The organism is Providencia sp. PROV201, assembly GCF_028479545.1.
Classification (GTDB): Bacteria; Pseudomonadota; Gammaproteobacteria; order Enterobacterales; family Enterobacteriaceae; genus Providencia; species Providencia huaxiensis.
This window is the reverse complement of record NZ_JAMPNW010000013.1, coordinates 55,145-77,651: the sequence shown is the minus strand read 5'-3', so window position 1 is coordinate 77,651 and position 22,507 is coordinate 55,145. Positions and strand designations below refer to the sequence as shown.

19 protein-coding genes are annotated in these 22,507 nt (G+C 39.7%); 8 read left to right on the top strand and 11 right to left on the bottom strand.

Translation table 11 applies throughout. From position 1 onward, the window contains the following. Positions 1-33: 33 nt before the first annotated feature. The 5 genes from lpdA to nadC all read right to left on the bottom strand — a co-directional run bounded on the left by lpdA (position 34) and on the right by nadC (position 8,775). Complete coding sequence (gene lpdA, locus PR809_RS12350) at positions 34-1,461, bottom strand: dihydrolipoyl dehydrogenase (RefSeq protein WP_102137409.1); 1,428 nt, start codon at positions 1,459-1,461, stop codon at positions 34-36. Positions 1,462-1,665: 204 nt separating this feature from the next. Further along, positions 1,666-3,525, bottom strand: a complete 1,860-nt coding sequence (gene aceF, locus PR809_RS12345; RefSeq protein WP_206276268.1) for a pyruvate dehydrogenase complex dihydrolipoyllysine-residue acetyltransferase — start codon at positions 3,523-3,525, stop codon at positions 1,666-1,668. A gap of 13 nt (positions 3,526-3,538) precedes the next feature. After that, complete coding sequence (gene aceE, locus PR809_RS12340) at positions 3,539-6,205, bottom strand: pyruvate dehydrogenase (acetyl-transferring), homodimeric type (RefSeq protein WP_102137407.1); 2,667 nt, start codon at positions 6,203-6,205, stop codon at positions 3,539-3,541. 171 nt (positions 6,206-6,376) lie between these two features. Then, positions 6,377-7,147, bottom strand: a complete 771-nt coding sequence (gene pdhR, locus PR809_RS12335) for a pyruvate dehydrogenase complex transcriptional repressor PdhR (protein WP_004261987.1) — start codon at positions 7,145-7,147, stop codon at positions 6,377-6,379. 725 nt (positions 7,148-7,872) lie between these two features. Further along, complete coding sequence (gene nadC / locus PR809_RS12330) at positions 7,873-8,775, bottom strand: carboxylating nicotinate-nucleotide diphosphorylase (RefSeq protein ID WP_166267656.1); 903 nt, start codon at positions 8,773-8,775, stop codon at positions 7,873-7,875. A 106-nt stretch (positions 8,776-8,881) separates the two neighbouring features. Between nadC and ampD the strand changes: the two genes are divergently transcribed. The 7 genes from ampD to yacG all read left to right on the top strand — a co-directional run bounded on the left by ampD (position 8,882) and on the right by yacG (position 14,464). Then, positions 8,882-9,427 (top strand): 1,6-anhydro-N-acetylmuramyl-L-alanine amidase AmpD, encoded by a 546-nt coding sequence (gene ampD / locus PR809_RS12325; RefSeq protein WP_166267708.1) that lies wholly within the window; start codon positions 8,882-8,884, stop codon positions 9,425-9,427. A 265-nt stretch (positions 9,428-9,692) separates the two neighbouring features. Further along, positions 9,693-10,118 carry a prepilin peptidase-dependent pilin gene (gene ppdD / locus PR809_RS12320; protein ID WP_195697534.1) on the top strand — a complete coding sequence of 142 codons (426 nt, stop codon included), beginning with the start codon at positions 9,693-9,695 and terminating at the stop codon, positions 10,116-10,118. Positions 10,119-10,132: 14 nt separating this feature from the next. Then, the gene (locus PR809_RS12315; RefSeq protein WP_206276269.1) at positions 10,133-11,533 is read left to right on the top strand and encodes an ATPase, T2SS/T4P/T4SS family; all 1,401 of its coding nucleotides are present in this window, start codon (positions 10,133-10,135) and stop codon (positions 11,531-11,533) included. Position 11,534: 1 nt separating this feature from the next. Further along, the gene (locus PR809_RS12310) at positions 11,535-12,722 is read left to right on the top strand and encodes a type II secretion system F family protein (RefSeq protein ID WP_272524531.1); all 1,188 of its coding nucleotides are present in this window, start codon (positions 11,535-11,537) and stop codon (positions 12,720-12,722) included. A 155-nt stretch (positions 12,723-12,877) separates the two neighbouring features. Continuing rightward, on the top strand, positions 12,878-13,483 hold the full coding sequence (gene coaE / locus PR809_RS12305; protein ID WP_102137402.1) for a dephospho-CoA kinase: 606 nt from the start codon (positions 12,878-12,880) through the stop codon (positions 13,481-13,483). An 8-nt stretch (positions 13,484-13,491) separates the two neighbouring features. Then, positions 13,492-14,250, top strand: a complete 759-nt coding sequence (gene zapD, locus PR809_RS12300; protein WP_102137401.1) for a cell division protein ZapD — start codon at positions 13,492-13,494, stop codon at positions 14,248-14,250. A 16-nt stretch (positions 14,251-14,266) separates the two neighbouring features. Continuing rightward, positions 14,267-14,464 carry a DNA gyrase inhibitor YacG gene (yacG, locus tag PR809_RS12295; RefSeq protein ID WP_004262008.1) on the top strand — a complete coding sequence of 66 codons (198 nt, stop codon included), beginning with the start codon at positions 14,267-14,269 and terminating at the stop codon, positions 14,462-14,464. A gap of 71 nt (positions 14,465-14,535) precedes the next feature. Here yacG and mutT read toward each other — a convergent pair whose 3' ends face one another. From mutT to secM, 3 genes are all read right to left on the bottom strand, one after another. Continuing rightward, positions 14,536-14,949, bottom strand: a complete 414-nt coding sequence (mutT, locus tag PR809_RS12290; protein ID WP_166267648.1) for an 8-oxo-dGTP diphosphatase MutT — start codon at positions 14,947-14,949, stop codon at positions 14,536-14,538. 61 nt (positions 14,950-15,010) lie between these two features. Further along, complete coding sequence (gene secA, locus PR809_RS12285; protein ID WP_102137399.1) at positions 15,011-17,722, bottom strand: preprotein translocase subunit SecA; 2,712 nt, start codon at positions 17,720-17,722, stop codon at positions 15,011-15,013. 96 nt (positions 17,723-17,818) lie between these two features. Continuing rightward, positions 17,819-18,349: a secA translation cis-regulator SecM gene (gene secM, locus PR809_RS12280; RefSeq protein WP_102137398.1), complete on the bottom strand. Its 531-nt coding sequence runs from the start codon at positions 18,347-18,349 to the stop codon at positions 17,819-17,821. 75 nt (positions 18,350-18,424) lie between these two features. Between secM and PR809_RS12275 the strand changes: the two genes are divergently transcribed. Further along, positions 18,425-18,946, top strand: coding sequence for a DUF721 domain-containing protein (locus PR809_RS12275; protein ID WP_102137397.1), 522 nt, complete (start codon positions 18,425-18,427; stop codon positions 18,944-18,946). A 38-nt stretch (positions 18,947-18,984) separates the two neighbouring features. Here the strand turns inward: PR809_RS12275 and lpxC are convergent, their stop codons facing one another. The 3 genes from lpxC to ftsA form a co-directional block, all read right to left on the bottom strand. Further along, positions 18,985-19,902 carry a UDP-3-O-acyl-N-acetylglucosamine deacetylase gene (gene lpxC / locus PR809_RS12270; RefSeq protein WP_004262020.1) on the bottom strand — a complete coding sequence of 306 codons (918 nt, stop codon included), beginning with the start codon at positions 19,900-19,902 and terminating at the stop codon, positions 18,985-18,987. Between the two features lie 99 nt (positions 19,903-20,001). After that, positions 20,002-21,159 (bottom strand): cell division protein FtsZ, encoded by a 1,158-nt coding sequence (gene ftsZ / locus PR809_RS12265; RefSeq protein WP_004262022.1) that lies wholly within the window; start codon positions 21,157-21,159, stop codon positions 20,002-20,004. Positions 21,160-21,219: 60 nt separating this feature from the next. Beyond that, positions 21,220-22,476: a cell division protein FtsA gene (gene ftsA, locus PR809_RS12260; RefSeq protein ID WP_004262024.1), complete on the bottom strand. Its 1,257-nt coding sequence runs from the start codon at positions 22,474-22,476 to the stop codon at positions 21,220-21,222. Between the last annotated feature and the right edge of the window lie 31 nt (positions 22,477-22,507).

Genomic DNA, 22,507 nt, shown 5'->3' with positions numbered 1-22,507 from the left:
AGAGATACTGTTTATCTATGCGATTAAAGAAAATTATTTTTTCTTTTTCGCTTTAGCGTTTGGTAAATCAGTAATGCTACCTTCGTAAATCTCAGCAGCCATACCGATTGATTCGTACAGTGTTGGGTGAGCATGGATAGTTAATGCTAAGTCTTCTGCATCACAACCCATTTCAATTGCTAAGCCGATTTCGCCCAGTAATTCACCACCGTTCACGCCGACAACCGCCCCACCGATAACACGGTTAGATTGTTTGTCGAAAATCAGTTTAGTCATACCTTCTGAGCAGTCAGATGCAATTGCACGGCCTGACGCAGCCCATGGGAAAGTTGCAACTTCATAGCTGATATTTTGTTCTTTCGCTTCTTTCTCAGTTAAACCAACCCATGCAACTTCTGGCTCAGTATAGGCGATGGATGGAATAACTTTCGGGTCAAAGTAATGTTTCAGACCAGAGATAACCTCTGCGGCAACGTGACCTTCGTGAACACCTTTGTGAGCCAACATTGGTTGACCAACGATATCACCAATAGCGAAGATGTGTGGAACGTTAGTGCGCATTTGTTTATCCACACGGATAAAGCCACGGTCATCAACTTCAACGCCTGCTTTGCCTGCATCCAAGTTTTTACCGTTAGGAACACGACCGATTGCCACTAATACTGCATCATAACGTTGTGGTTCTGCAGAAGCTTTTTTACCTTCCATAGAAACGTAGATACCGTCTTCTTTCGCTTCAACTGCCGTTACTTTAGTTTCTAACAGCAGATTGAATTTTTTACTGATTTGTTTGGTGAATACTTTAACCACATCTTTGTCAGCCGCTGGGATGACTTGGTCAAACATTTCAACCACATCGATTTGAGAACCCAGTGCATGATACACAGTCCCCATTTCTAAACCGATGATACCCCCACCCATAACCAGCAGACGCTCAGGAACTTCAGTCAGTTCTAATGCATCTGTTGAATCCCAAATACGTGGGTCTTCATGTGGAATGAATGGTAATTGAATTGGACGGGAACCCGCAGCAATGATTGCGTTATCGAAATTGATAGTTGTGCTACCATTTTCACCTTCAACAACCAGCGTGTTGGCACCTGTGAATTTACCGAAGCCGTTAACTACGGTAACTTTACGGCCTTTAGCCATACCAGCCAGACCACCCGTCAGCTGATTAATGACTTTTTCTTTCCATAAGCGAACTTTGGAAATGTCAGTTTTTGGCTCACCAAAAACGATACCGTGTTCTGCTAAAGCTTTTGCTTCTTCGATCACTTTTGCAACATGCAATAACGCTTTAGAAGGAATACAACCAACGTTTAAACAAACACCACCAAGGGTTGAATAACGTTCTACTAAAACAGTTTCTAAACCTAAGTCAGCGCAACGGAAAGCCGCAGAATAGCCTGCAGGGCCTGCACCAAGCACAACCACTTGGGCTTTAATTTCAGTACTCATCATGACCTCTTTTTGTTTTGTCCAGCGGTACTGCTGAATAAACGATCTTCCACTGGAAAAGTACACACCGAGAGCAGTTTACAGAATTGTTAACACCCTGAAAAGGCTCATTTCGTGATGTAACTCCCAACCTTTCGTAGCGGCAGCAAAAAATTCTGCCCCAGCCTAAATAAAACAGACCGGCTTATTCGCCGGTCTTATTATTTACATCACTAAACGGCGAATATCGCTCATTAATTGCCCTACTAGGGTGATGAAGCGAGCTCCATCAGCACCATCGATTACACGATGGTCGAAGGACAGTGACATTGGCAGGATCAAGCGAGGAACAAACTCGCTACCATTCCAAACAGGTTTCATTGAAGAACGTGACAGCCCCATAATTGCAACTTCTGGTGCGTTCACGATTGGTGCAAAACCAGTTGTTCCGATACCACCAAGGCTTGAAATCGTGAAGCAGCCACCTTGCATATCAGACGCAGTCAATTTACCTGCACGCGCTTTCTTAGAAACTTCCATCAGTTCGCGAGATAACTCTAAAATGCCTTTTTTGTTTACGTCTTTGAAGACAGGAACAACTAAGCCATTTGGTGTATCTACCGCAATACCGATGTTGATATATTTTTTCAGGAACAGGCGCTGCGCATCTTCAGAAATAGAGCTATTAAAGCGCGGCATTTCTTCCAGAGCACGAGCAACCGCTTTCATGACAAAAACTAATGGTGTGATTTTCACATCCAGTTTTTTCTTTTCAGCTTCTTTATTTTGTTGCTTACGGAATTCTTCAACTTCAGTGGTATCCACTTCTTCCATCAGCGTAACGTGTGGGATCATTACCCAGTTACGGCTCAGGTTAGCACCAGAGATTTTTTGGATACGACCCAGTTCAACTTCTTCAACTTCACCAAATTTGCTGTAGTCCACTTTCGGCCATGGCAGCATACCAGGTAAACCGCCACCTGCTGCTGCAGGAGCTTCCGCACGTTTTACGGCATCTTTCACGTAAGCTTGAACGTCTTCACGCAGGATACGGCCTTTACGGCCTGTGCCTTTAACTTTCGCTAAGTTAACACCAAATTCACGCGCTAAGCGGCGAATAACTGGTGTTGCATGGATGTATGCATCGTTTTCAACAAATTCAGTTTTGCTGTCAGTTGTTTTTGCTGGCGCTGCTGGTGCTGGAGTGACCGCAGGAGCCGGAGCAGATGACTGAGCTACTGGAGCCGCTGCTGGAGCTGCACCTGCCACTTCAAAGGTCATGATCAGCGAGCCAGTTTTCACTTTATCGCCAGTCGCAATCTTAATTTCTTTAACGGTTCCAGCAAATGGCGCAGGAACTTCCATTGAGGCTTTGTCGCCTTCAACGGTAATGATTGATTGCTCAGCAGAAACGGTATCACCCACTTTTACCATCACTTCAGTGACTTCAACTTCATCACCACCGATATCTGGTACGTTGACATCTTTAACCGCTGAAGCAGCTGGCGCTGATGGCGCTGCAGCTTGAGCAGCCGGAGCCGCTACAGGAGCCGCGCCTGCAACTTCAAAGACCATAATCAGTGAGCCAGTTTTCACTTTATCACCGGTTGCAATTTTAATTTCTTTAACGGTTCCCGCAAATGGTGCAGGAACTTCCATTGAGGCTTTATCGCCTTCAACAGTGATTAAAGATTGCTCAGCCGTAACCGTGTCACCAACTTTAACCATAATTTCAGTAACTTCAACTTCATCGCCACCGATATCTGGTACAGCAACATCTTTCGATACCGCTGCGCTTGGTGCTGCCGCTGGAGCTGCTGGGGCTTCTGCAGGAGCTGGCGCTGCTGCACCCGCCTCCGCTTCGAATACCATGATTAATTTGCCTGTTGTCACTTTATCACCAACAGCAATTTTAATTTCTTTTACCACACCCGCTTGTGGAGATGGGACTTCCATAGAAGCTTTATCACCTTCAACGGTAATAAGCGATTGCTCAGCTTCTACTTTGTCGCCAACTTTAACCATCACTTCGGTGACTTCAACTTCATCAGCACCGATATCAGGCACTTGGATTTCAATAGACATTGATTTTTACCTCTTATGCCAAACGTGGGTTAACTTTATCTGGGTTGATGTTGTATTTTTTAATCGCTTCTTCAACGACTTTTACATCAATCTCACCACGTTTAGCTAATTCACCTAACGCTGCAACAATCACATAGGATGTATCCACTTCAAAGTGGTGACGCAGGTTTTCACGACTGTCTGAACGACCGAAACCATCTGTACCCAGAACGCGGTAATCACTTGCAGGAACATAAGTACGAACTTGTTCTGCAAACAGTTTCATGTAGTCAGTTGATGCGACTGCTGGTGCATCGTTCATAACTTGTGCAATATAAGGAACACGTGGTGCCTCAGATGGGTGCAGCATGTTCCAACGCTCACAATCTTGACCATCACGTGCCAATTCAGTGAATGAAGTCACGCTATAGACATCAGAACCGATTCCATATTCAGCAGACAGAATATCCGCTGCTTCACGCACGTGGCGCATCATCGAACCTGAACCTAATAGCTGAACTTTACCTTTGCTACCTTCAACAGAAGCCAGTTTATAGATACCTTTACGGATACCTTCTTCTACGCCTTCTGGCATTGCTGGCATGTGGTAGTTTTCATTCAGCGTCGTGATGTAGTAATAAACGTTTTCTTGTTTCTCACCGTACATACGCTCTAAGCCGTCTTGCATGATCACCGCAACTTCGTAAGCGAAAGCTGGGTCATAAGAAATACAGTTAGGAATAGTCAGTGATTGAATATGGCTATGGCCATCTTCATGCTGTAGACCTTCACCATTCAGTGTTGTACGGCCTGAAGTACCACCAATTAAGAAACCACGTGCTTGTTGGTCACCCGCTGCCCACATCAAGTCGCCAATACGTTGGAAACCAAACATTGAGTAGTAGATATAGAATGGGATCATCGGCAGGTTGTTAGTGCTGTATGATGTCGCAGCCGCTAACCAAGAAGAACCCGCACCCAGCTCATTGATACCTTCTTGCAGAATTTGACCTTTAGAGTCTTCTTTATAGTAAGCAACTTGCTCACGATCTTGCGGAGTATATTGCTGACCTTTAGGACTATAGATACCGATTTGGCGGAATAGACCTTCCATACCAAATGTACGCGCTTCATCAGCGATGATTGGTACTAAACGTTCTTTAATCGATTTGTTTTTCAACATGACGTTCAACGCACGAACGAACGCGATAGTTGTTGAAATTTCTTTAGATTGTTCTTCCAATAATTGGCTGAAATCTGCCAGTGCAGGAATATCTAATTTTTCATCAAAGGTTGAACGACGAGCTGGCAAATAACCACCTAACGCTTGACGGCGTTCATGTAGATATTTGTACTCTTCGGAATCTTTTTCAAACGTAATGTATGGCAGTTTTTCAATTTGCTCATCAGCAACAGGCACATTGAACTGATCACGGAAATGACGAACGCCATCCATGTTCATTTTCTTCACTTGGTGAGCAATGTTTTTACCTTCTGCAGTTTCACCCATACCATAACCTTTGATGGTTTGCGCTAAAATAACAGTCGGTTTGCCTTTAGTTTCTTTGGCTTTTTGGAATGCAGCATACACTTTCTTCGGATCGTGACCACCACGGTTCAGAGCCCAAATCTCATCATCAGTCATATCTTTAACTAATGCTGCAGTTTCTGGGTAACGATTAAAGAAGTGTTCACGAACGTATGCACCGTCACGTGATTTAAAGGTTTGGTAATCGCCATCTAAGGTTTCGTTCATCAGTTGAACAAGTTTACCGCTCGTATCTTTACGCAGTAATTCATCCCAACGGTCGCCCCACATAACTTTGATAACTTGCCAGCCAGCACCATTAAAGATACCTTCTAGTTCATTAACAATTTTACCATTACCAGTAACTGGGCCATCTAAACGTTGCAGGTTACAGTTGATAACAAAAACTAAGTTATCTAATTTATCGCGAGTTGCGATAGTAATTGCACCTTTAGATTCTGGCTCATCCATCTCACCATCACCAAGGAATGCATATACACGCTGAGCTGATGTATCTTTCAGCCCACGGTTATCAAGGTATTTCAGGAATTTAGCTTGATAGATAGCATTAATTGGCCCCAGCCCCATTGACACAGTCGGGAACTGCCAGAAGTCAGGCATTAATTTAGGGTGTGGATAAGAAGACAGACCATTTCCACCAATTTCTTGACGGAAGTTGTTCATTTGCTCTTCAGTTAAGCGGCCTTCCAAGAACGCACGTGCGTAAATACCAGGAGAGATATGACCTTGGAAGAAGACTAAATCTCCGCCGTCATTGTTATTATGTGCACGGAAGAAGTGGTTAAAGCACACTTCATATAAAGTTGCTGATGACTGGAAAGAAGCCATGTGGCCACCCAGTTCTAAGTCTTTTTTGGAAGCGCGTAAAACAGTCATCACTGCGTTCCAACGAATTGCAGAGCGAATACGGCGCTCTAAATCCATGTTACCAGGGTATGCCGGCTCATCTTCAACAGCTATTGTGTTGATGTAATCAGAATGACCAGATGCACCAGCGGCAATATTAACACCGCCTTTACGTGCTTCGCTTAATACCTGTTCGATAATAAACTGAGCACGATCAACACCTTCTTCACGGATGACCGATTCAATCGCCTGTAGCCAGTCGCGAGTTTCAATCGGATCCACGTCATTTTTTAACATATCTGACATGGTGTATTCCTTATCTGTTATCTATTTTATATGTTTATGTGGAGCCTATCTTCCTGCTATTTTCCTCATTGCTGTAAAACAGCAGGAAGATAGGCCCTGATGTAGTTGCCGCTTTAACTCTTAATTAGAGTACTCACAATAATATAGACGCAGCAGTCAGGATCTATATTATTAATTCAAATCAGGATGTTGCTGTAACCGACGTAAAGAACGTTCTCTGCGAGTTTGCTCTCGGCTAATATCCAACAGTAGATCTTCGATAAAGGCTAAATGACGATGAGAAGCTTCACGTGCTTTTTCAGGTTCTCTTGCCATTATAGCGGCAAAAATCTGTGCTCGATGTTCACTAACTGCTTTATACATTTCTTTACGGGTATATAAGAACTCGAAATTCTGACGAATATTTTGTTCTAACATCGGGATCATACAACGCAAAAGGTGTAATAAAACGACATTATGAGCAGCTTCAGTCACAATGAGTTGATATTGTAATACTGCGTCTGACTCTGCTTCTAGCCCGCCATTTTCTTGCGCTGTCTTAATTAATTCATAGCTTTGGCGAATCCGTTCAAGATCCTCATCTGTGCCACGAAGTGCTGCATAGTAAGCTGCAATACCTTCAAGGGCATGGCGAGTTTCAAGGAGATCAAATTGAGATTCAGGATTGCCTTCAAGTAGCTGAGCCAAAGGGTCACTAAAGCTTTGCCACATTTTCTTTTGTACGAAGGTTCCGCCACCTTGGCGGCGAGATAAAAGGCCTTTCGCCTCTAACGTTTGAATTGCTTCACGCACTGATGGTCGAGATACGTCAAACTGCTTTGCAAGTTCGCGTTCAGGGGGCAGCTTTTCGCCAGGGCGTAATGTCCCTTCGAAAATAAGATGTTCGAGACGCTGCTCTATTACATCTGATAACTTTGGTTGGCGAATTTTACCGTAAGTCATAATCTGCCATATTCATAAGTGAGTAACTATTGATTACGTATTACCCAGTGTTAATTGGTAATACCAATTTATTTATGGGTTAATAAAGTAACAAAGTATTCACTATCTGTCCATAAAGACCTTGCGCTAAATCATAAAATCCTGCAAATCTTAACAATTTTTTTTAAAATTTAGCATGAATTGATAACCTAATATGTAATTTAGCATGACATATTTTAACATTAAAAACGATTTTTTATGCTAAAACGCAAAAACTGAACCGTTAAAGCAACCAGTTGAGTGAATTCAAATTCACAATTAATGAATTTAAAAACAAACAACCCCCTTAATAGCAATTTTTACTCTCCAAGACTGCAAGTGTGTTAATTTTATGTTAACAAAACAGTTTAACCCAAACTTAACTAAAATTTATTTGATAGATTTACATTCAAGCCTATCCATTACCTTAGAATAAAATTGATGTAGAAAATAAAATAGCGCTGTAATGTTTCAATTTATTGATGAACAAAAAAAATGCAATAATGTTTCGATTGATGAGGAACTACAAATATTTCGTGGTAATCCCTTAATTCGTTGCAACCCCTTAGATATTTAAATCAATATCAAAGTACAGTTAGGCGATAAGTAAGTAGGATGCCCACATCCGACTTAACACGAATAGATAACGTGTATTAAAGCTTTATTAGCAATACTATGGCTAAGGCATCCCGAATTAATTAGATCAATTACCCATTCTTATCAATAAAACGCATAGACAAATCCATGGCTTTAATATGCTTGGTTAACGCACCAACAGAAATAAAATCAATCCCTGTTTCTGCGAATTCTTTTATCGTTGCTAATGTGACATCACCGGAAACTTCAAGTGCGGCTTTTCCTGCGGTTAACACGACAGCTTCTTTCATCATAACTGGAGTAAAGTTATCTAACATAATGATATCAGCTTGCGCTTTCAGGGCTCGTAATAGCTCATCTAAACTTTCAACTTCAATTTCAATTGGGACATCAGGATGTGCGTTACGTGCTAGTTCAACAGCTCGTTCAACTGAACCGGCCGATATAATGTGGTTTTCTTTTATTAAGTAAGCATCAGATAAACCTAGGCGATGGTTAAACCCTCCCCCCATCAACACTGCATATTTTAAAGCGGTCCTTAAGCCTGGGATAGTTTTACGTGTATCAAGTAACTTCGCTCTTGTACCTGTGATTTGTTTTACATATTCAGCAGTTATACTTGAAACAGAAGAAAGCGTTTGAATAAAATTCAAAGCCGTGCGCTCACCAGTTAATAAAATTTGTGATGGGCCATGCATCTCACAAAGAACTTGATTAGGAGCCACGGCTTCACCATCTTGGACCTTCCAATCAATTTTGACTTGCCCGCCAAGTTGAAGAAAGACTTCATCTAACCATTGCTTACCGCAAAAAACACCTTGTTCACGAGTAATAATTCGAGCACTCGCTTGCCTATCCGCATTTAACAACTGACCAGTAATATCCTTTTTATAATCAACAGATTGACCTAAGTCCTCTTTCAAAGCCACACTGACCATAAAAGGAATATCAATCTGTAACCGCTCAAAAAGTTTTTCGCGTCTTTGTTGTTCATCATATCGCCGTATAGTCATTTTTAACTCCAAAATATACACTCGCTTCGTTTCATCTATGCTAATCTTTCCGTTTGCAGATAACGAGTGCTAACAAAAAAGAAAAGAGAATACTATGGATAACGATATGAAAATACATAATGGTTGGCTAAATAATGTGACTCATATCCCTTCTCCACATCATGATGAGCGCCCCACTAATGCCATACCTTCTCTTCTAGTCATTCATAATATCAGCCTTCCACCGGGTCAATTTGGTGGACCTTATATAAATCAATTATTTACAGGGACTTTAAACCCTGATGAACATCCATTTTTTTATGAAATTAAACACCTTCGTGTTTCAGCTCATTGCCTAATACGCCGTGATGGTACAATTATTCAATATGTCCCTTTTCATTTACGAGCTTGGCATGCAGGCCAGTCTTCTTACCAGGGCCATGAAAAATGTAACGATTTCTCTATTGGTATTGAACTAGAAGGTACTGATTTTGATCCATTTACAGAAGAACAGTATCAGTCCCTAACTTATTTAACTAATTTGCTTACAATTGAATACCCACTAATTAAAAATAATATTACTGGTCACAGTGATATCGCCCCTGGCCGTAAAACAGATCCTGGTCCATTCTTTGATTGGCTATATTATAAGAATAAGTTAAAGAATTATTAGTTTAATAATTATTAGCGGATAATATCCATATTAAAATTATCCGCTAATGCAATATAGATACATTTATTTTCACCTAATTCATCCTAAAACCCCAGCTTCTATTTTATTCTTGTTATTTATTGCGAAGCTGCTCGAAGAAAAATGCAACCTAACCTACATTTCAATAAACATTTACAAATTGCTTCGCACTCTCTTTTTTAACCTCTAATTTCAAATTAAAAATCTAATTATGATAAAGCCTCACTTAACAACGGAGGTTTTATTTATGAATCAACAAGGCTTTTCACTCATTGAAATTATGGTAGTCATTGCAATCATATCAATTTTAAGTGCTATTGCGATCCCTGGCTATCAAAGCTATATGCAAAAAGCAGCGATTACTGATGTGCTCCAAACCGTCATCCCTTATAAAAACAGTGTAGAAATATGTAGTTTTAACCGGGGTAGTTTATCACAATGCAACGGAGGCAATGATGATATCCCTACCAATATAACCGGGAGATATATTAGTAAAATAGAGGTTAAATCAGGCGTTATTACATTTTCCACAGATAAATCACTAGCAGGCTTAAAGGTTACATTGACACCAACCATTCCATCCTTAAATACTCCCTTTAATTGGGCAGTTGCTTGTGAAAACAAAAATAATATCAAATTAAAGTCATTGTGCGAAAAAACCTTTGTATTTTAATTGGAAATATACATATGAATATATCTAGAAACGATCAATTCATTTATAAAGAACTTAAGAGTCTATGTGATAGGAATTACATTATAATCATCGACTATAATCAAAAACGGTTATCTATAGCTGTAGTTAAAAAGCCGGATGATAATTTAATAGCCACATTAAAATTTATTGCCAGTGTCCCTGTATGCTATGACATTTGGCCGAAAGAAAAAATAGACCATTATTTCAATAATACAACACATGAAATAAAAGAGGAGGAGGCACATTATCAACCAAAAGAACCCGAGCCATTAAATACTTCATCCCCTGCGATTAACTTTGTGGATGAATTACTAAAAACAGCGGTTCATAAACGTTCATCGGATATACACCTTGAACCGACTAAGCATGGGTTGAAAATTAGATTACGAGTCGATGGAAAACTATATTTTATTCCTTCTCCTCCTTATGAGATTAATAGTGAAGTTATTGCTCGTATAAAAATACTCGCAAAAATGAATATTGCGGAAAAAAGACTTCCACAAGATGGCCAAATGAGTTGGTACTTTGACGGGCAAAATTATAGCATTCGTCTTTCAAGTATTCCGACAATTCACGGTGAAAAATTAGTCCTACGTATTTTGAATACACAATTAAAATATTCTTTAGAGCACATAGGGATGTGCTCTTCCCTTCTTGATTCATTAAAAGAATATTTAAATCGACCACAAGGGCTAATCTTAGTTACAGGGCCCACAGGAAGCGGTAAAACAGTAACTCTTTATAGTTACCTAGAATATTTAAATCAGTCCTCAAGAAATATAACAACCATTGAGGACCCAATTGAAATTCCACTACAAGGAATTAATCAAACCCAAGTTAATGAAAAATACAAACTTAATTTCTCTTTTATTTTAAGAGCACTTCTGCGACAAGACCCGGATGTCATTATGATCGGTGAAATTCGTGATGAAGAAACAGCCAAAATAGCGACTAGAGCAGCTCAAACTGGCCATCTAGTTTTGTCTACATTACACACAAATTGTACATTCAGTGCAATAGAGAGAATGAACCAACTAGGGATAGAAAATAGCCAACTAAAATCTTGTCTCAAAATGGTCATTGCACAAAGACTGGTACGAAAACTTTGTCCTCACTGCAAAGAAGCAATGCCTAAGAAAACCAAACTACACGCTAACCATATAATAAATGAATGGTCAGCAAAAGGGTGTGAACTCTGTTTTTCTGGTTTTATGGGGAGAACCGCAGTTTATGAATATATCGACCATAAAAGCATCTGTGAAATACTCACAAAGAATACATTAGAGAATCCAAATAATTTTATTAGTCTTTTTAATGCAGGTATAGAACTTGTTGAAATGGGTGAAACAACTCTTCAAGAAATCTATTCCATTATCGGAAATGGAGTGAGTTAACATGTTTATTTATTCATATAGCGCCATTGATTTTAACGATCAACTAACACATAGTACGCTAATAGCGAAGAGTAAAAAGCAGGCTTTCATCAACATATCTGAAAGGAACTTAATTCCTATACACATAAAGCTAAAAACAATATTCACTTTAGACAAAAACAACATTAATTATAGAATTCATTTTTTTCATCAGTTATCTTTATTATCCTCATCCGGTATTAATCTTGTACAATGTTTGAAAATATTACAGACCAACTGCCAACTCCCCTTTTGGATTGATATTATTGAGAACTCAATAATTCATATTGAAAAAGGAGAAAAACTCTCACAGTACTTACAAAAATACCCAATAATCTTTGATGACACAGTAATAAGTATTATTACCATTGCAGAAAAAACAGGTCAATATGAGGAAAGCTTTAGTACAATCAACAAAATTTTAGAGCATAATAATAGAACATCACTACTTATCAACAAGTCAATACGATACCCAATAATCCTTTCTGTATTCTCAATAATATTATTATTCATTATGATGTTCTATGTCGTCCCCCAATTTGAGAGCATCTATGAAAATGTTACACATGAATTACCTCTCATCACAAAAATAATAACCTTTATCTCTAACTCCCTACGAGATTATTCCTCCTATTTATTTATTACTTTACTATTTGCATCCTTTATAGCATTTAAATTTAAGATGAAAACATTAGTTTTATTGAAAAAAACAATCATGCACCTCCCCATATTCAAAAAATCATTACAGTTTCATAATTTAAGCCTATATTTCTTAACGATGCACTCAACTATTAACGTAGGATTGTCATTATCTGAATGCTTAAAATGTACAATTCAAACTATCAGCAATCCTCAATACCAAAAAGACTGTAAATACGTACATATGTCGGTACATAGAGGAGAATTACTGTCCTGTGCAATGAAGCAAACCAAATTTTTCCCTGATTTATCTGTACAGCTAATGTCTATTGCCGAAGAATCTGGAAAAATACACTATTTCTCAAATTATTTATTCAAATATTATTCAGAGCAATATGTTTTTATTACAGAAAGAAACTTAAAAAATCTTGAACCTATTTTACTCCTTTTAATTGCTATACTGGTAGGAATGATCATGTTAGCAATGTATCTACCGATATTTAACTTAGGAAATGTTATAACTGAGTTATAAATAATTTTATGTAGATATGAATATGGTATTTCACCTTAAATATTTTATATAAAAATTTGTTTTTTAACCTATTCATCGTAATATTACTTTGGATGAAGACAAATGATTTATTTCAGTGTAATCTATTTTTTTTCAACGAGTAAATGAATAATCATATGCCTTATATAGTTGCTTTAACTGGTGGTATTGGAAGTGGTAAAACAACCGTTGCAAATGAATTTGCTAAACTTGGAGTCCCCCTAGTTGATGCAGATGTGATTGCTCGGCAGGTTGTTGAGCCAAATACCCCTGCCTTAGAAAGCATTACACGCCACTTTGGTAAGGGTGTTATTCTTCCGAACGGAGAGCTAAATAGACAACGCTTAAGGGAAATTATTTTTTCCAAGCCCGATGAAAAAAAATGGCTGAATGCTTTGCTTCATCCATTGATCCAGCAAGAAACACAAAAGCAATTTCAGCAAATAAATTACCCTTATGTGTTATGGGTAGTCCCTTTATTAATTGAAAATAATATTCATCATTTGGCCGATAGGGTATTAGTTGTTGATGTTACTACTGAAGAGCAAATTCAGCGTACATTAAAAAGAGATAAGACCAGTTTAGAACAAGTTACTAATATACTTAATGCACAAGTTAGCCGTGAAAAACGACTTAATTATGCCAATGATATAATAACAAACCATTCTCATGATACGGATCTCTCAGGCAAGGTCGCTGCTTTTCATAACCAGTACTTAACGCTAGCAAAAATAAAAAAATAGGAATTAAAATGGGCGAATTAATTGCAACAAATTTTATTACTTATGAATACCCAATGAATGAAAAAATTCGTTCGTGGCTGCGCCTTGAAACACTTTTATCTCAAATTTATGAGCTAAGTAATATTACTTCCTACTCTACTGGTATTGCCTTTTTCCGTTCTGTTTCAGAACTAATTGAAATTCTAGATAGAGGAGAGGTACGTTCTGAGCTCATGAAAGAGCTCGAAAAACAACGGATCCAGTTAGCGAATTGGGCCGAAGCGCCTAATGCCGATAACCAATTAATTTCTACATTGCTTGAACAATTATCTGAAACAATCTCCAAATTAATGTCAGCCCCACGTTTTGGCCACCATTTACGAACAGATAAAATTATCAGTATGGTACGTCAACGTTTAAGCATCCCTGGTGGCTGCTGTAGTTTTGATCTCCCCACACTACAGCTTTGGTTGAACATTTCACAGATCGAGCGAAATAAGTCCATCAATGGATGGCTACAAAGCCTCGACCCACTGAAGAATGCATTAAACACCGTTCTTACATTAATTCGACAAAGTGGAAATTTTGAGATAAAAGAATCTCATAATGGTTTCTATCAAGATAATGTCGAGGGTAAAGAGTTACTACGCATCAAATTATCCATTGAACATCTCATTTACCCGCAAATTTCAGGCCATAAAACACGATTTGCCTTACGCTTTCTACATATCGACAGTGAGAATGGTATACTTCCAGATGTTATTAATTTTGAGTTATCCTGTTGCTAGCTAGAGATATATATTTATGAGTGAAATCATTGAAGTAAATTGCCCTACATGTAAAAAGATCGTTGTTTGGAATGAAAATAGCCCTTTCCGGCCATTTTGCAGTAAACGTTGTCAACTTATTGACCTTGGTGAGTGGGCTAGTGAAGAGAAACGAATTGCTAGCCAAGGGGATATATCTGACAGCGATGATTGGAGCGAACAACCAGATAAATAATACGTTAAGTCGCGACAGCATAAAATTAAGTGGAAAATATATCATTGTGTATTTTCCACTTAATATCAATATCAGCTATTATGTTGATCACTTCTCTGCGTTAATAAATCAACAATGATACGATTTGCTGGAGGGAATTCATTTGCAATAAGATCATGTTGATAAACCCAACGCGAGTCTTGCCCTTCTTTACCATACGGTTCATTTTCCCACGAAGAAACTATGAAAAAATAGAGTGTAATGAAACGATCATCAAACTCATGATCAACGCGATGAAATAACTCGCTCTTAGTCACTATAATTCCAACTTCTTCTTCAAGCTCACGAACTAATGCTGCTTCAGGAGATTCATTAGTTTCAAGTTTTCCACCAGGAAACTCCCAAAAACCAGCCATATGTGAGCCTTCAGGCCGTTTAGTAATAAAAATTTTTTCCTGAGAATTACGAATGATCCCAGCTGCGATATGTAAATGTTTTTTTTCCATAATTTTTTCGTCAAAAAGGCGGGTTACCCCGCCTTTTCTTTATATTAGAGTTAATGATGAACTAGTTTAAGCGACCGTGACATTGCTTATATTTTTTACCTGAACCACAAGGACAAGGATCATTACGACCAATTTTATGACCTTGAGTTGCAATTTTAGCTTCATTTTCAGTCATTAAAGATTCAGCACCTGCTTCATGGCTTAATTGTTGCCTTTTCGCTAAACGCTCAGCTTCTTCACGACGCTGTTGCTCTAATGCTTCAACCTCTTCAGGTAAACGAACTTGTACCTTAGATAAAGTGCTAATCACTTCATATTTCAAGGCTTCAAGCATGTTAGCAAACATGCTGAAAGATTCACGTTTGTATTCTTGCTTAGGATCTTTTTGCGCATAACCACGCAAATGAATGCCTTGGCGTAAGTAATCCATTGACGCTAAGTGCTCTTTCCATAACGTGTCTAATGTTTGCAACATGACACCTTTTTCGAAATTACGCATCGCTTCTGCGCCAACAATTTCTTCTTTACGACCATAAACTTCAATCGCTTTTGCCATAATGCGTTCACGCAATGTTTCTTCGTGTAACTCAGGCTCTTTGTCTAACCACTCTTTGATTGGTAAATCGAGGTCAAAATCATTGACTAAACGCTGATGTAAACCTTCAATATCCCACATTTCTTCAAGTGATTGAGGTGGAATATAGGCATCCATAGTTGTGGTTAACACATCCTCACGAATGCTATCAACCGTTTCTTTAATATCACCGCCATCAAGTAATTCATTACGTTGAGTATAAATAGCACGACGCTGGTCACTTGCAACATCATCATATTCAAGTAACTGTTTACGAATATCAAAGTTGCGGCTTTCAACTTTACGTTGTGCGTTAGCGATAGCCTTAGTCACCCATGGGTGCTCGATAGCTTCACCCGGTTTCATACCTAACTTTTTCATCATTCCAGTAACGCGGTCTGAGGCAAAAATACGCATCAGCGCATCTTCCATAGATAGGTAAAAACGAGATGAACCCGCATCCCCTTGACGACCCGCACGACCACGTAACTGGTTATCGATACGACGTGACTCATGACGCTCTGTACCGATAATATGCAAACCACCCGCCGCTAATACTGCATCATGGCGTACTTTCCAGTTTGCTTTGATCTCATCAATTTGCTCTTGGGTTGGCTCTTCTAATGCTGCAACCTCAGTTTGCCAGCTACCACCTAACATAATGTCAGTACCACGACCTGCCATGTTAGTTGCGATCGTCACGGCAGCAGCTTGACCTGCATTCGCGATGATATCCGCTTCCATTGCGTGGAATTTAGCATTCAAAACATTATGAGCAATTTTGGCTTTTTTCAATGCATTAGAAATCAATTCAGATTTCTCAATAGAAATCGTACCAACAAGAACTGGTTGTCCATTGGCGGTTCTTTCGCGAATATCTTCAATAATTGCTGCAAACTTATCAGTTTCGTTCATATAAACGAGATCAGGTAAGTCTTTACGAACCATTGGGCGGTTAGTTGGGATAACAATTGTATCGAGTTTATAAATTGAACTAAATTCAAATGCTTCGGTATCTGCAGTCCCCGTCATACCTGCAAGTTTTTCATATAAACGGAAATAATTCTGGAAAGTAATAGAAGCTAAGGTTTGATTTTCATTTTGAATTTCAACCCCTTCTTTCGCTTCAACTGCTTGGTGTAAACCGTCAGACCAACGACGCCCTTCCATTGTACGGCCGGTGTGTTCATCAACAATGACGATTTGACCATCTTTTACAATATAATCAACGTCTAAGGTAAACAACGCATGTGCACGCAAACCTGCCATTACATGGTGCATTAACATGATGTTAGAAGGCGAATATAGGGACTCACCTTCATCCATTAAACCTTCTTTTACCAGAAGCTCTTCGATTAATACCAGCCCACGTTCAGTTATGGTCACTTGACGTGCTTTTTCATCAACAGAGAAGTGGCCTTCCCCTTGGAAAGTGTCTGAATCTTCTTTCTCTTGACGTTGTAGATGTGGAATAAGTTTATCTACTTTTTGGTACAATTCAGAGCTGTCTTCTGCAGGGCCTGAAATAATCAGCGGTGTACGTGCTTCATCGATAAGAATGGAGTCGACCTCATCCACCAATGCATAATGCAATTTGCGTTGAACACGCTCTTCAGGGCTAAATGCCATGTTGTCGCGTAAGTAGTCGAAACCAAATTCATTATTCGTACCGTAAGTGATATCTGCCGCGTACGCTTCACGTTTTGCAGGAGGAGCCATACCTGGTAGGTTGATACCTACCGTTAGGCCTAAAAATTCAAATAATGGACGGTTATTTTCAGCATCACGTTTGGCTAAGTAGTCATTCACCGTAACTACGTGAACCCCTTTGCCACTTAACGCGTTGATATAAGCGGGCAATGTTGCCGTTAATGTTTTACCTTCCCCTGTACGCATTTCAGCAATACAGCGTTCATTCAGTACCATCCCACCGATAAGCTGTACATCAAAATGGCGCATACCAAATACACGTTTACTGGCTTCACGAACAGTTGCAAATGCTTCAGGAATGATGCTTTCTAAGCTTTCACCTTTCGTTAAACGTTCACGAAACTCCACCGTTTTTGCTTTTAGCTCATCATCAGATAATTTTTCGAAGTCTGGCTCAAGGCGGTTAATTTTTTCAACTTCTTTACGTAAGCGGCGTAACGTGCGGTCATTACGACTACCAAAAACTTTGGTTAAAATCTTTGTTAACATGTTCTAATCTCTAATAATCAATTAATTGTTTTAAATTTTAATAAATTTTATGACATAAAACAGCGCAGCAATAAGCTGGCTTGTCATGAATGAAGATTAGGCTGTTAACGGACCGGCACGAATACCGTGAACTTGGGCAATCCAAATTGCAGGTTGGTAGGCAATAATATGAGGATAGTTATAATGACTAAATTGGATAACACTTTCATCCCACTGAAGTGAGCGCTGTGCTAACATGGCATACAGCGTATCTAACATCAATTGTGGAACAATAAGCTGTTCAGTCTCTTTTGTTGCAGCGTTTACATCATCGTCTTCCGTTGCCGAAAAAGCAAAAGTTAGCTGCCGAATGACATTCCTTACCGCATGTTGCTGCCAGTAATTTACTGAATAAGATGACGATGATGACGAAGAGCGTTGGGAATTTTGTTGAGCAAATAAATTGTCAAAAGCATTAACAGCTTGGTTTTGGCGATTAACTGGTGAAGAGTTAACCTGTGTATGTTGAGACTCTGATAACGCATTTAAAATTGTAGGCAAGCCGACACCCGTGGCAACCACACCTAATAACAGGTGGGACCAAAAGTATTTTCTACCAAGTTGTCGCCAAAAATTTAAAATGCCCATCAAACTCTTATATAATAAATAAGTGACAAAATTATTATTTGTAATTCGTTGTTTCATTCTCAGCTGGAGCTAAAAATGAGAGATAGTCATCCACAAGCACTTTTTGATGTTCTTGAAGGATCATTGGCAACATCATCGAACACTTTACAAACTATTCAGCGTAATGCAAAAGCAATTATCAAACTGAATCGGGCTGTAAAAGGGTTACTACCGGCTGAAATTAAACCCATGTGCCGTGTTGCAAACTACCGTAATAATATTATGGTCATTGAAGTGGCAAATGCCAGTTGGATGACCCGACTTAATTACGAAAAAATCAATCTTCTTTCTGCATTAAGAACATCTATTCTACCATCTTTATCTTCTATCGACATCAGAATCAATCCCGATCTTGTGCGAAAATCGAAGCAAAATAGCTCAGTAACTAAGCAAACAGCTTCAACAAGTCAAAAAATGAACGAACGTCAGATAAGCACACAGACAGCGAAAACACTTTTGAAATTAGCGGAAAATAGCCCGAAAGGATTAAAAGAAAGGTTTGAGCGGCTGGCTGCACTAGCCGGAGAGAGTACTAGTGCAACCAACAGAAAAGGCTAGCTTCGATTAGCTTTCGAAGGTAGCTGCATAATCAAGTATTATGCAAACACCGTTGAAGGTGCTTTGAATGCGACAGGCAATTGAGCTTCGTCTTCAAATGTGACGAGGTCCCAAGCAGATTCTTTCGCTAAAACTGCTTGTAACAGCTTGTTATTCAATGCATGACCTGACTTAAACGCAGTGAATGCGCCAATAATGTTGTGCCCACACATGAATAAATCACCAATTGCATCTAACATTTTGTGACGAACGAATTCATCTTCAAAACGTAAACCATCTTCGTTAAGAACTTTATAGTCATCAACAACGATGGCGCAGTCGAAACTACCGCCTAAGCATAAGCCTTTTGATTGCAGATATTCAATATCACGCATAAAGCCAAAAGTACGCGCACGGCTAATTTGATTTACAAATGATTCCGCTGAGAAATCAAGTGAGTAGCGTTGTGTGCTACTATCAATTGCTGGGTGTTGAAAATCAATTGTGAAATCAAGGCTAAACCCATTATAAGGTCGCATTTCAGCCCATTTATCACCATCTTCAACGCGTACAGTTTCTTTTATACGTAAAAATTTCTTCGCACAATTTAACTCTTCAATACCGCCATCAAGCAGTAAGAATACAAATGGTGCTGCACTGCCATCCATAATAGGGATTTCAGGCGCATTGACTTCAATAACAATGTTATCGATACCTAACCCTGCTAAGGCAGCATTCAAATGCTCAACAGTCGAAATACGCACGTTATCTTCATTAACTAAGCATGTACATAACATGGTGTCACGAACTGATTTCGCATCTGCCGGAAAATCAACCGGTGGATTAAGGTCAGTACGACGGTAGATGACCCCGGTATTGGCCGGCGCTGGACGTAATGTAAGCGTAACTTTCTTGCCGGTATGTAAACCAACACCAGTCGCTGTAATAATACGTTTTAGTGTCCGTTGTTTGATCATCGTATTTTTCTCGCAATGTTATAAGTCCTACTGATCATCATACAAGATAATCAGTAGGAAATTTTAGCACAAAAAGCGGAGAAACCAATATAAATAAAATTAATCGGCCTGCTTACGCAAGAACGCAGGAATATCAAGATAATCTGGTTCTTTGTTTGTTTGCGTATTTTGGTCGTTAACTGCTTTAGCAGCTGGTTTCTCTTCTGTTAATGAAGACATGCTATTTTGCATTTGCTGATAGCGTTGTTCCATTGACGCCTGCTGAGACATTTTGTTGCTAACTAAAGTAATTTCTGGACGTTTGTCCATACCAATACCCGTAGCAACAACAGTGACACGCAGTTCTTCGTGCATTTCTGGGTCAAGAGATGTACCGATTACCACTGTTGCATTATCAGATGCGAAGGCACGAATAGTGTTACCTACCGTTTCAAACTCATCTAAACGCAGGTCGAAGCCAGCCGTGATGTTAACTAATACACCACGTGCACCAGACAGGTCGATATCTTCAAGAAGTGGACTAGAAATAGCCATTTCTGCCGCTTCTTCTGCTCTATCTTCACCACGAGCAACACCTGACCCCATCATCGCGTAGCCCATTTCTGACATCACAGTACGTACGTCAGCAAAGTCTACGTTCATTAAACCTGGGCGAGTAATCAGTTCAGCGATACCTTGTACTGCACCTTTTAGTACGTCATTTGCCGCACCGAAAGCATCCAGTAATGAGATACCACGACCAAGTACTTTTAATAATTTATCATTTGGGATAGTGATCAGTGAGTCAACATGTTTTGACAACTCAGTGATACCCGCTTCTGCAAATGCCATGCGCTTTTTCCCTTCGAAATTGAAAGGTTTAGTCACAACAGCAACTGTCAGAATACCCAATTCTTTGGCAACTTCGGCAACAACCGGAGCTGCGCCAGTCCCTGTGCCACCGCCCATACCGGCTGCGATAAAGACCATATCTGCGCCATCTAAAGCATTACGCAGCGCTTCACGGTCCTCTTCAGCGGCATTACGGCCAACTTCAGGGTTTGCACCTGCACCCAGACCTTTGGTAATACCTGTACCGATCTGGATAGTTTGTCCAACTGCGGTTTTACGCAGCGCTTGTGCATCTGTATTGACAGCGAAGAATTCAACGCCTTCAATACGTTCACGCACCATGTGTTCAACGGCGTTACCGCCGCCGCCGCCAACGCCGATGACTTTAATCACCGCATCGTTGGTTAGCTCCATTGGTTCAAACATAATGTCTCTCCGTTTTGTGCTTACTACTTTTGAAGCTAATAATATGCTTCTTTATCAAAATTAAAATTCTTTTCTCAGCCAACTGGTGATTTTACTAAACCATCCACTAACTGATGCACGTTTTTCTACTTCGGTATCATCGCCTAAATGGCTTTCTTTACCGTAATGCAGAAGCCCTACTGCTGTTGAATAATATGGCTCCTGCGCATAATCCGTTAACCCTGTGATGTTGAGCGGTGTACCAATTCGCACTTGCGTATGGAACACTTTTTGCGCACATTCGACTAAACCATCAATTTGTGCGGCCCCACCAGTCAACACGATACCAGCTGCCAAATGGTGTTTGACACCTTGTTGACGCAACTGTTCCTGTAAATTTAAAATTTCTTCATTTACTAAGTTTAACAGCTCAGTATACCGTGGCTCGATAACTTCTGCTAAGGTTTGACGCTGTAAACTTCGTGGTGGTCGCCCACCAACACTCGGCACTTCGACAGTTTCATCTTTACTAACGATAGAACCGACTGCACAACCATGACGCACTTTAATGGCTTCGGCATCACTTGGAGGTGTTCCAAACGCATACGCGATGTCACTTGTCACCACGTTACCTGCATAGGGGATCACTTTCGTATGACGCAAAGCCCCACCAGTATAAACCGCCATATCCATAGTACCGCCGCCAATATCGACGACACATACACCTAATTCACGCTCATCTTCCGTTAAAACGCTATAACTTGCAGCGAGACCAGCAAAAATAAGCTGATCAACTTTTAACCCACAACGTTCAACGGCTTTAACAATATTTTTCGCCATATCGTTATGGCAGGTAATCAAATGAACTTTAGCTTGCATACGTACACCCGATAAACCAACTGGGTTTTTAATCCCTTCTTGGTAATCTATTGCAAATTCTTGCGGTATCACGTGCAAAATTCTGTGTTCATCACGAACACGCACTGATTTTGCTGTATGCACAACACTGTCAACATCTTCTTGCGTCACTTCTTCTTCTGAAACTGGCACCATACCAATTTCATTTTGGCAACTGACGTGCTTACCCGATAGTGCAAGGTAAACCGATGAAATTTGGCAGTCGGCCATAAGTTCCGCCTGATCAATGGCTCTTTGTACACATTTTACCACTGATTCAAGGTCGTTTACGCCACCTTTGTCCATTCCACGAGATGGACAACTTCCCACCCCAATAATATTAACCATACCATCGGGCAGAATTTCGCCAACAAGGGCTGATACCTTGGAAGTTCCAATTTCAAGGCCTACCACTAATTTTCTGTCCGTTGCTTTAATCATTTTTTCTGCCTAATTTTTGTTATTAGTCATC

Bases quoted from the DNA above. Each gene is read 5' to 3' on its own strand.
- lpdA (WP_102137409.1), bottom strand. From the start codon at position 1,461: ATGAGTACTGAAATTAAAGCCCAAGTGGTTGTGCTTGGTGCAGGCCCT.
- aceF (WP_206276268.1), bottom strand. From the start codon at position 3,525: ATGTCTATTGAAATCCAAGTGCCTGATATCGGTGCTGATGAAGTTGAA.
- aceE (WP_102137407.1), bottom strand. From the start codon at position 6,205: ATGTCAGATATGTTAAAAAATGACGTGGATCCGATTGAAACTCGCGAC.
- pdhR (WP_004261987.1), bottom strand. From the start codon at position 7,147: ATGACTTACGGTAAAATTCGCCAACCAAAGTTATCAGATGTAATAGAG.
- nadC (WP_166267656.1), bottom strand. From the start codon at position 8,775: ATGACTATACGGCGATATGATGAACAACAAAGACGCGAAAAACTTTTT.
- ampD (WP_166267708.1), top strand. From the start codon at position 8,882: ATGAAAATACATAATGGTTGGCTAAATAATGTGACTCATATCCCTTCT.
- ppdD (WP_195697534.1), top strand. From the start codon at position 9,693: ATGAATCAACAAGGCTTTTCACTCATTGAAATTATGGTAGTCATTGCA.
- PR809_RS12315 (WP_206276269.1), top strand. From the start codon at position 10,133: ATGAATATATCTAGAAACGATCAATTCATTTATAAAGAACTTAAGAGT.
- PR809_RS12310 (WP_272524531.1), top strand. From the start codon at position 11,535: ATGTTTATTTATTCATATAGCGCCATTGATTTTAACGATCAACTAACA.
- coaE (WP_102137402.1), top strand. From the start codon at position 12,878: ATGCCTTATATAGTTGCTTTAACTGGTGGTATTGGAAGTGGTAAAACA.
- zapD (WP_102137401.1), top strand. From the start codon at position 13,492: ATGGGCGAATTAATTGCAACAAATTTTATTACTTATGAATACCCAATG.
- yacG (WP_004262008.1), top strand. From the start codon at position 14,267: ATGAGTGAAATCATTGAAGTAAATTGCCCTACATGTAAAAAGATCGTT.
- mutT (WP_166267648.1), bottom strand. From the start codon at position 14,949: ATGGAAAAAAAACATTTACATATCGCAGCTGGGATCATTCGTAATTCT.
- secA (WP_102137399.1), bottom strand. From the start codon at position 17,722: ATGTTAACAAAGATTTTAACCAAAGTTTTTGGTAGTCGTAATGACCGC.
- secM (WP_102137398.1), bottom strand. From the start codon at position 18,349: ATGGGCATTTTAAATTTTTGGCGACAACTTGGTAGAAAATACTTTTGG.
- PR809_RS12275 (WP_102137397.1), top strand. From the start codon at position 18,425: ATGAGAGATAGTCATCCACAAGCACTTTTTGATGTTCTTGAAGGATCA.
- lpxC (WP_004262020.1), bottom strand. From the start codon at position 19,902: ATGATCAAACAACGGACACTAAAACGTATTATTACAGCGACTGGTGTT.
- ftsZ (WP_004262022.1), bottom strand. From the start codon at position 21,159: ATGTTTGAACCAATGGAGCTAACCAACGATGCGGTGATTAAAGTCATC.
- ftsA (WP_004262024.1), bottom strand. From the start codon at position 22,476: ATGATTAAAGCAACGGACAGAAAATTAGTGGTAGGCCTTGAAATTGGA.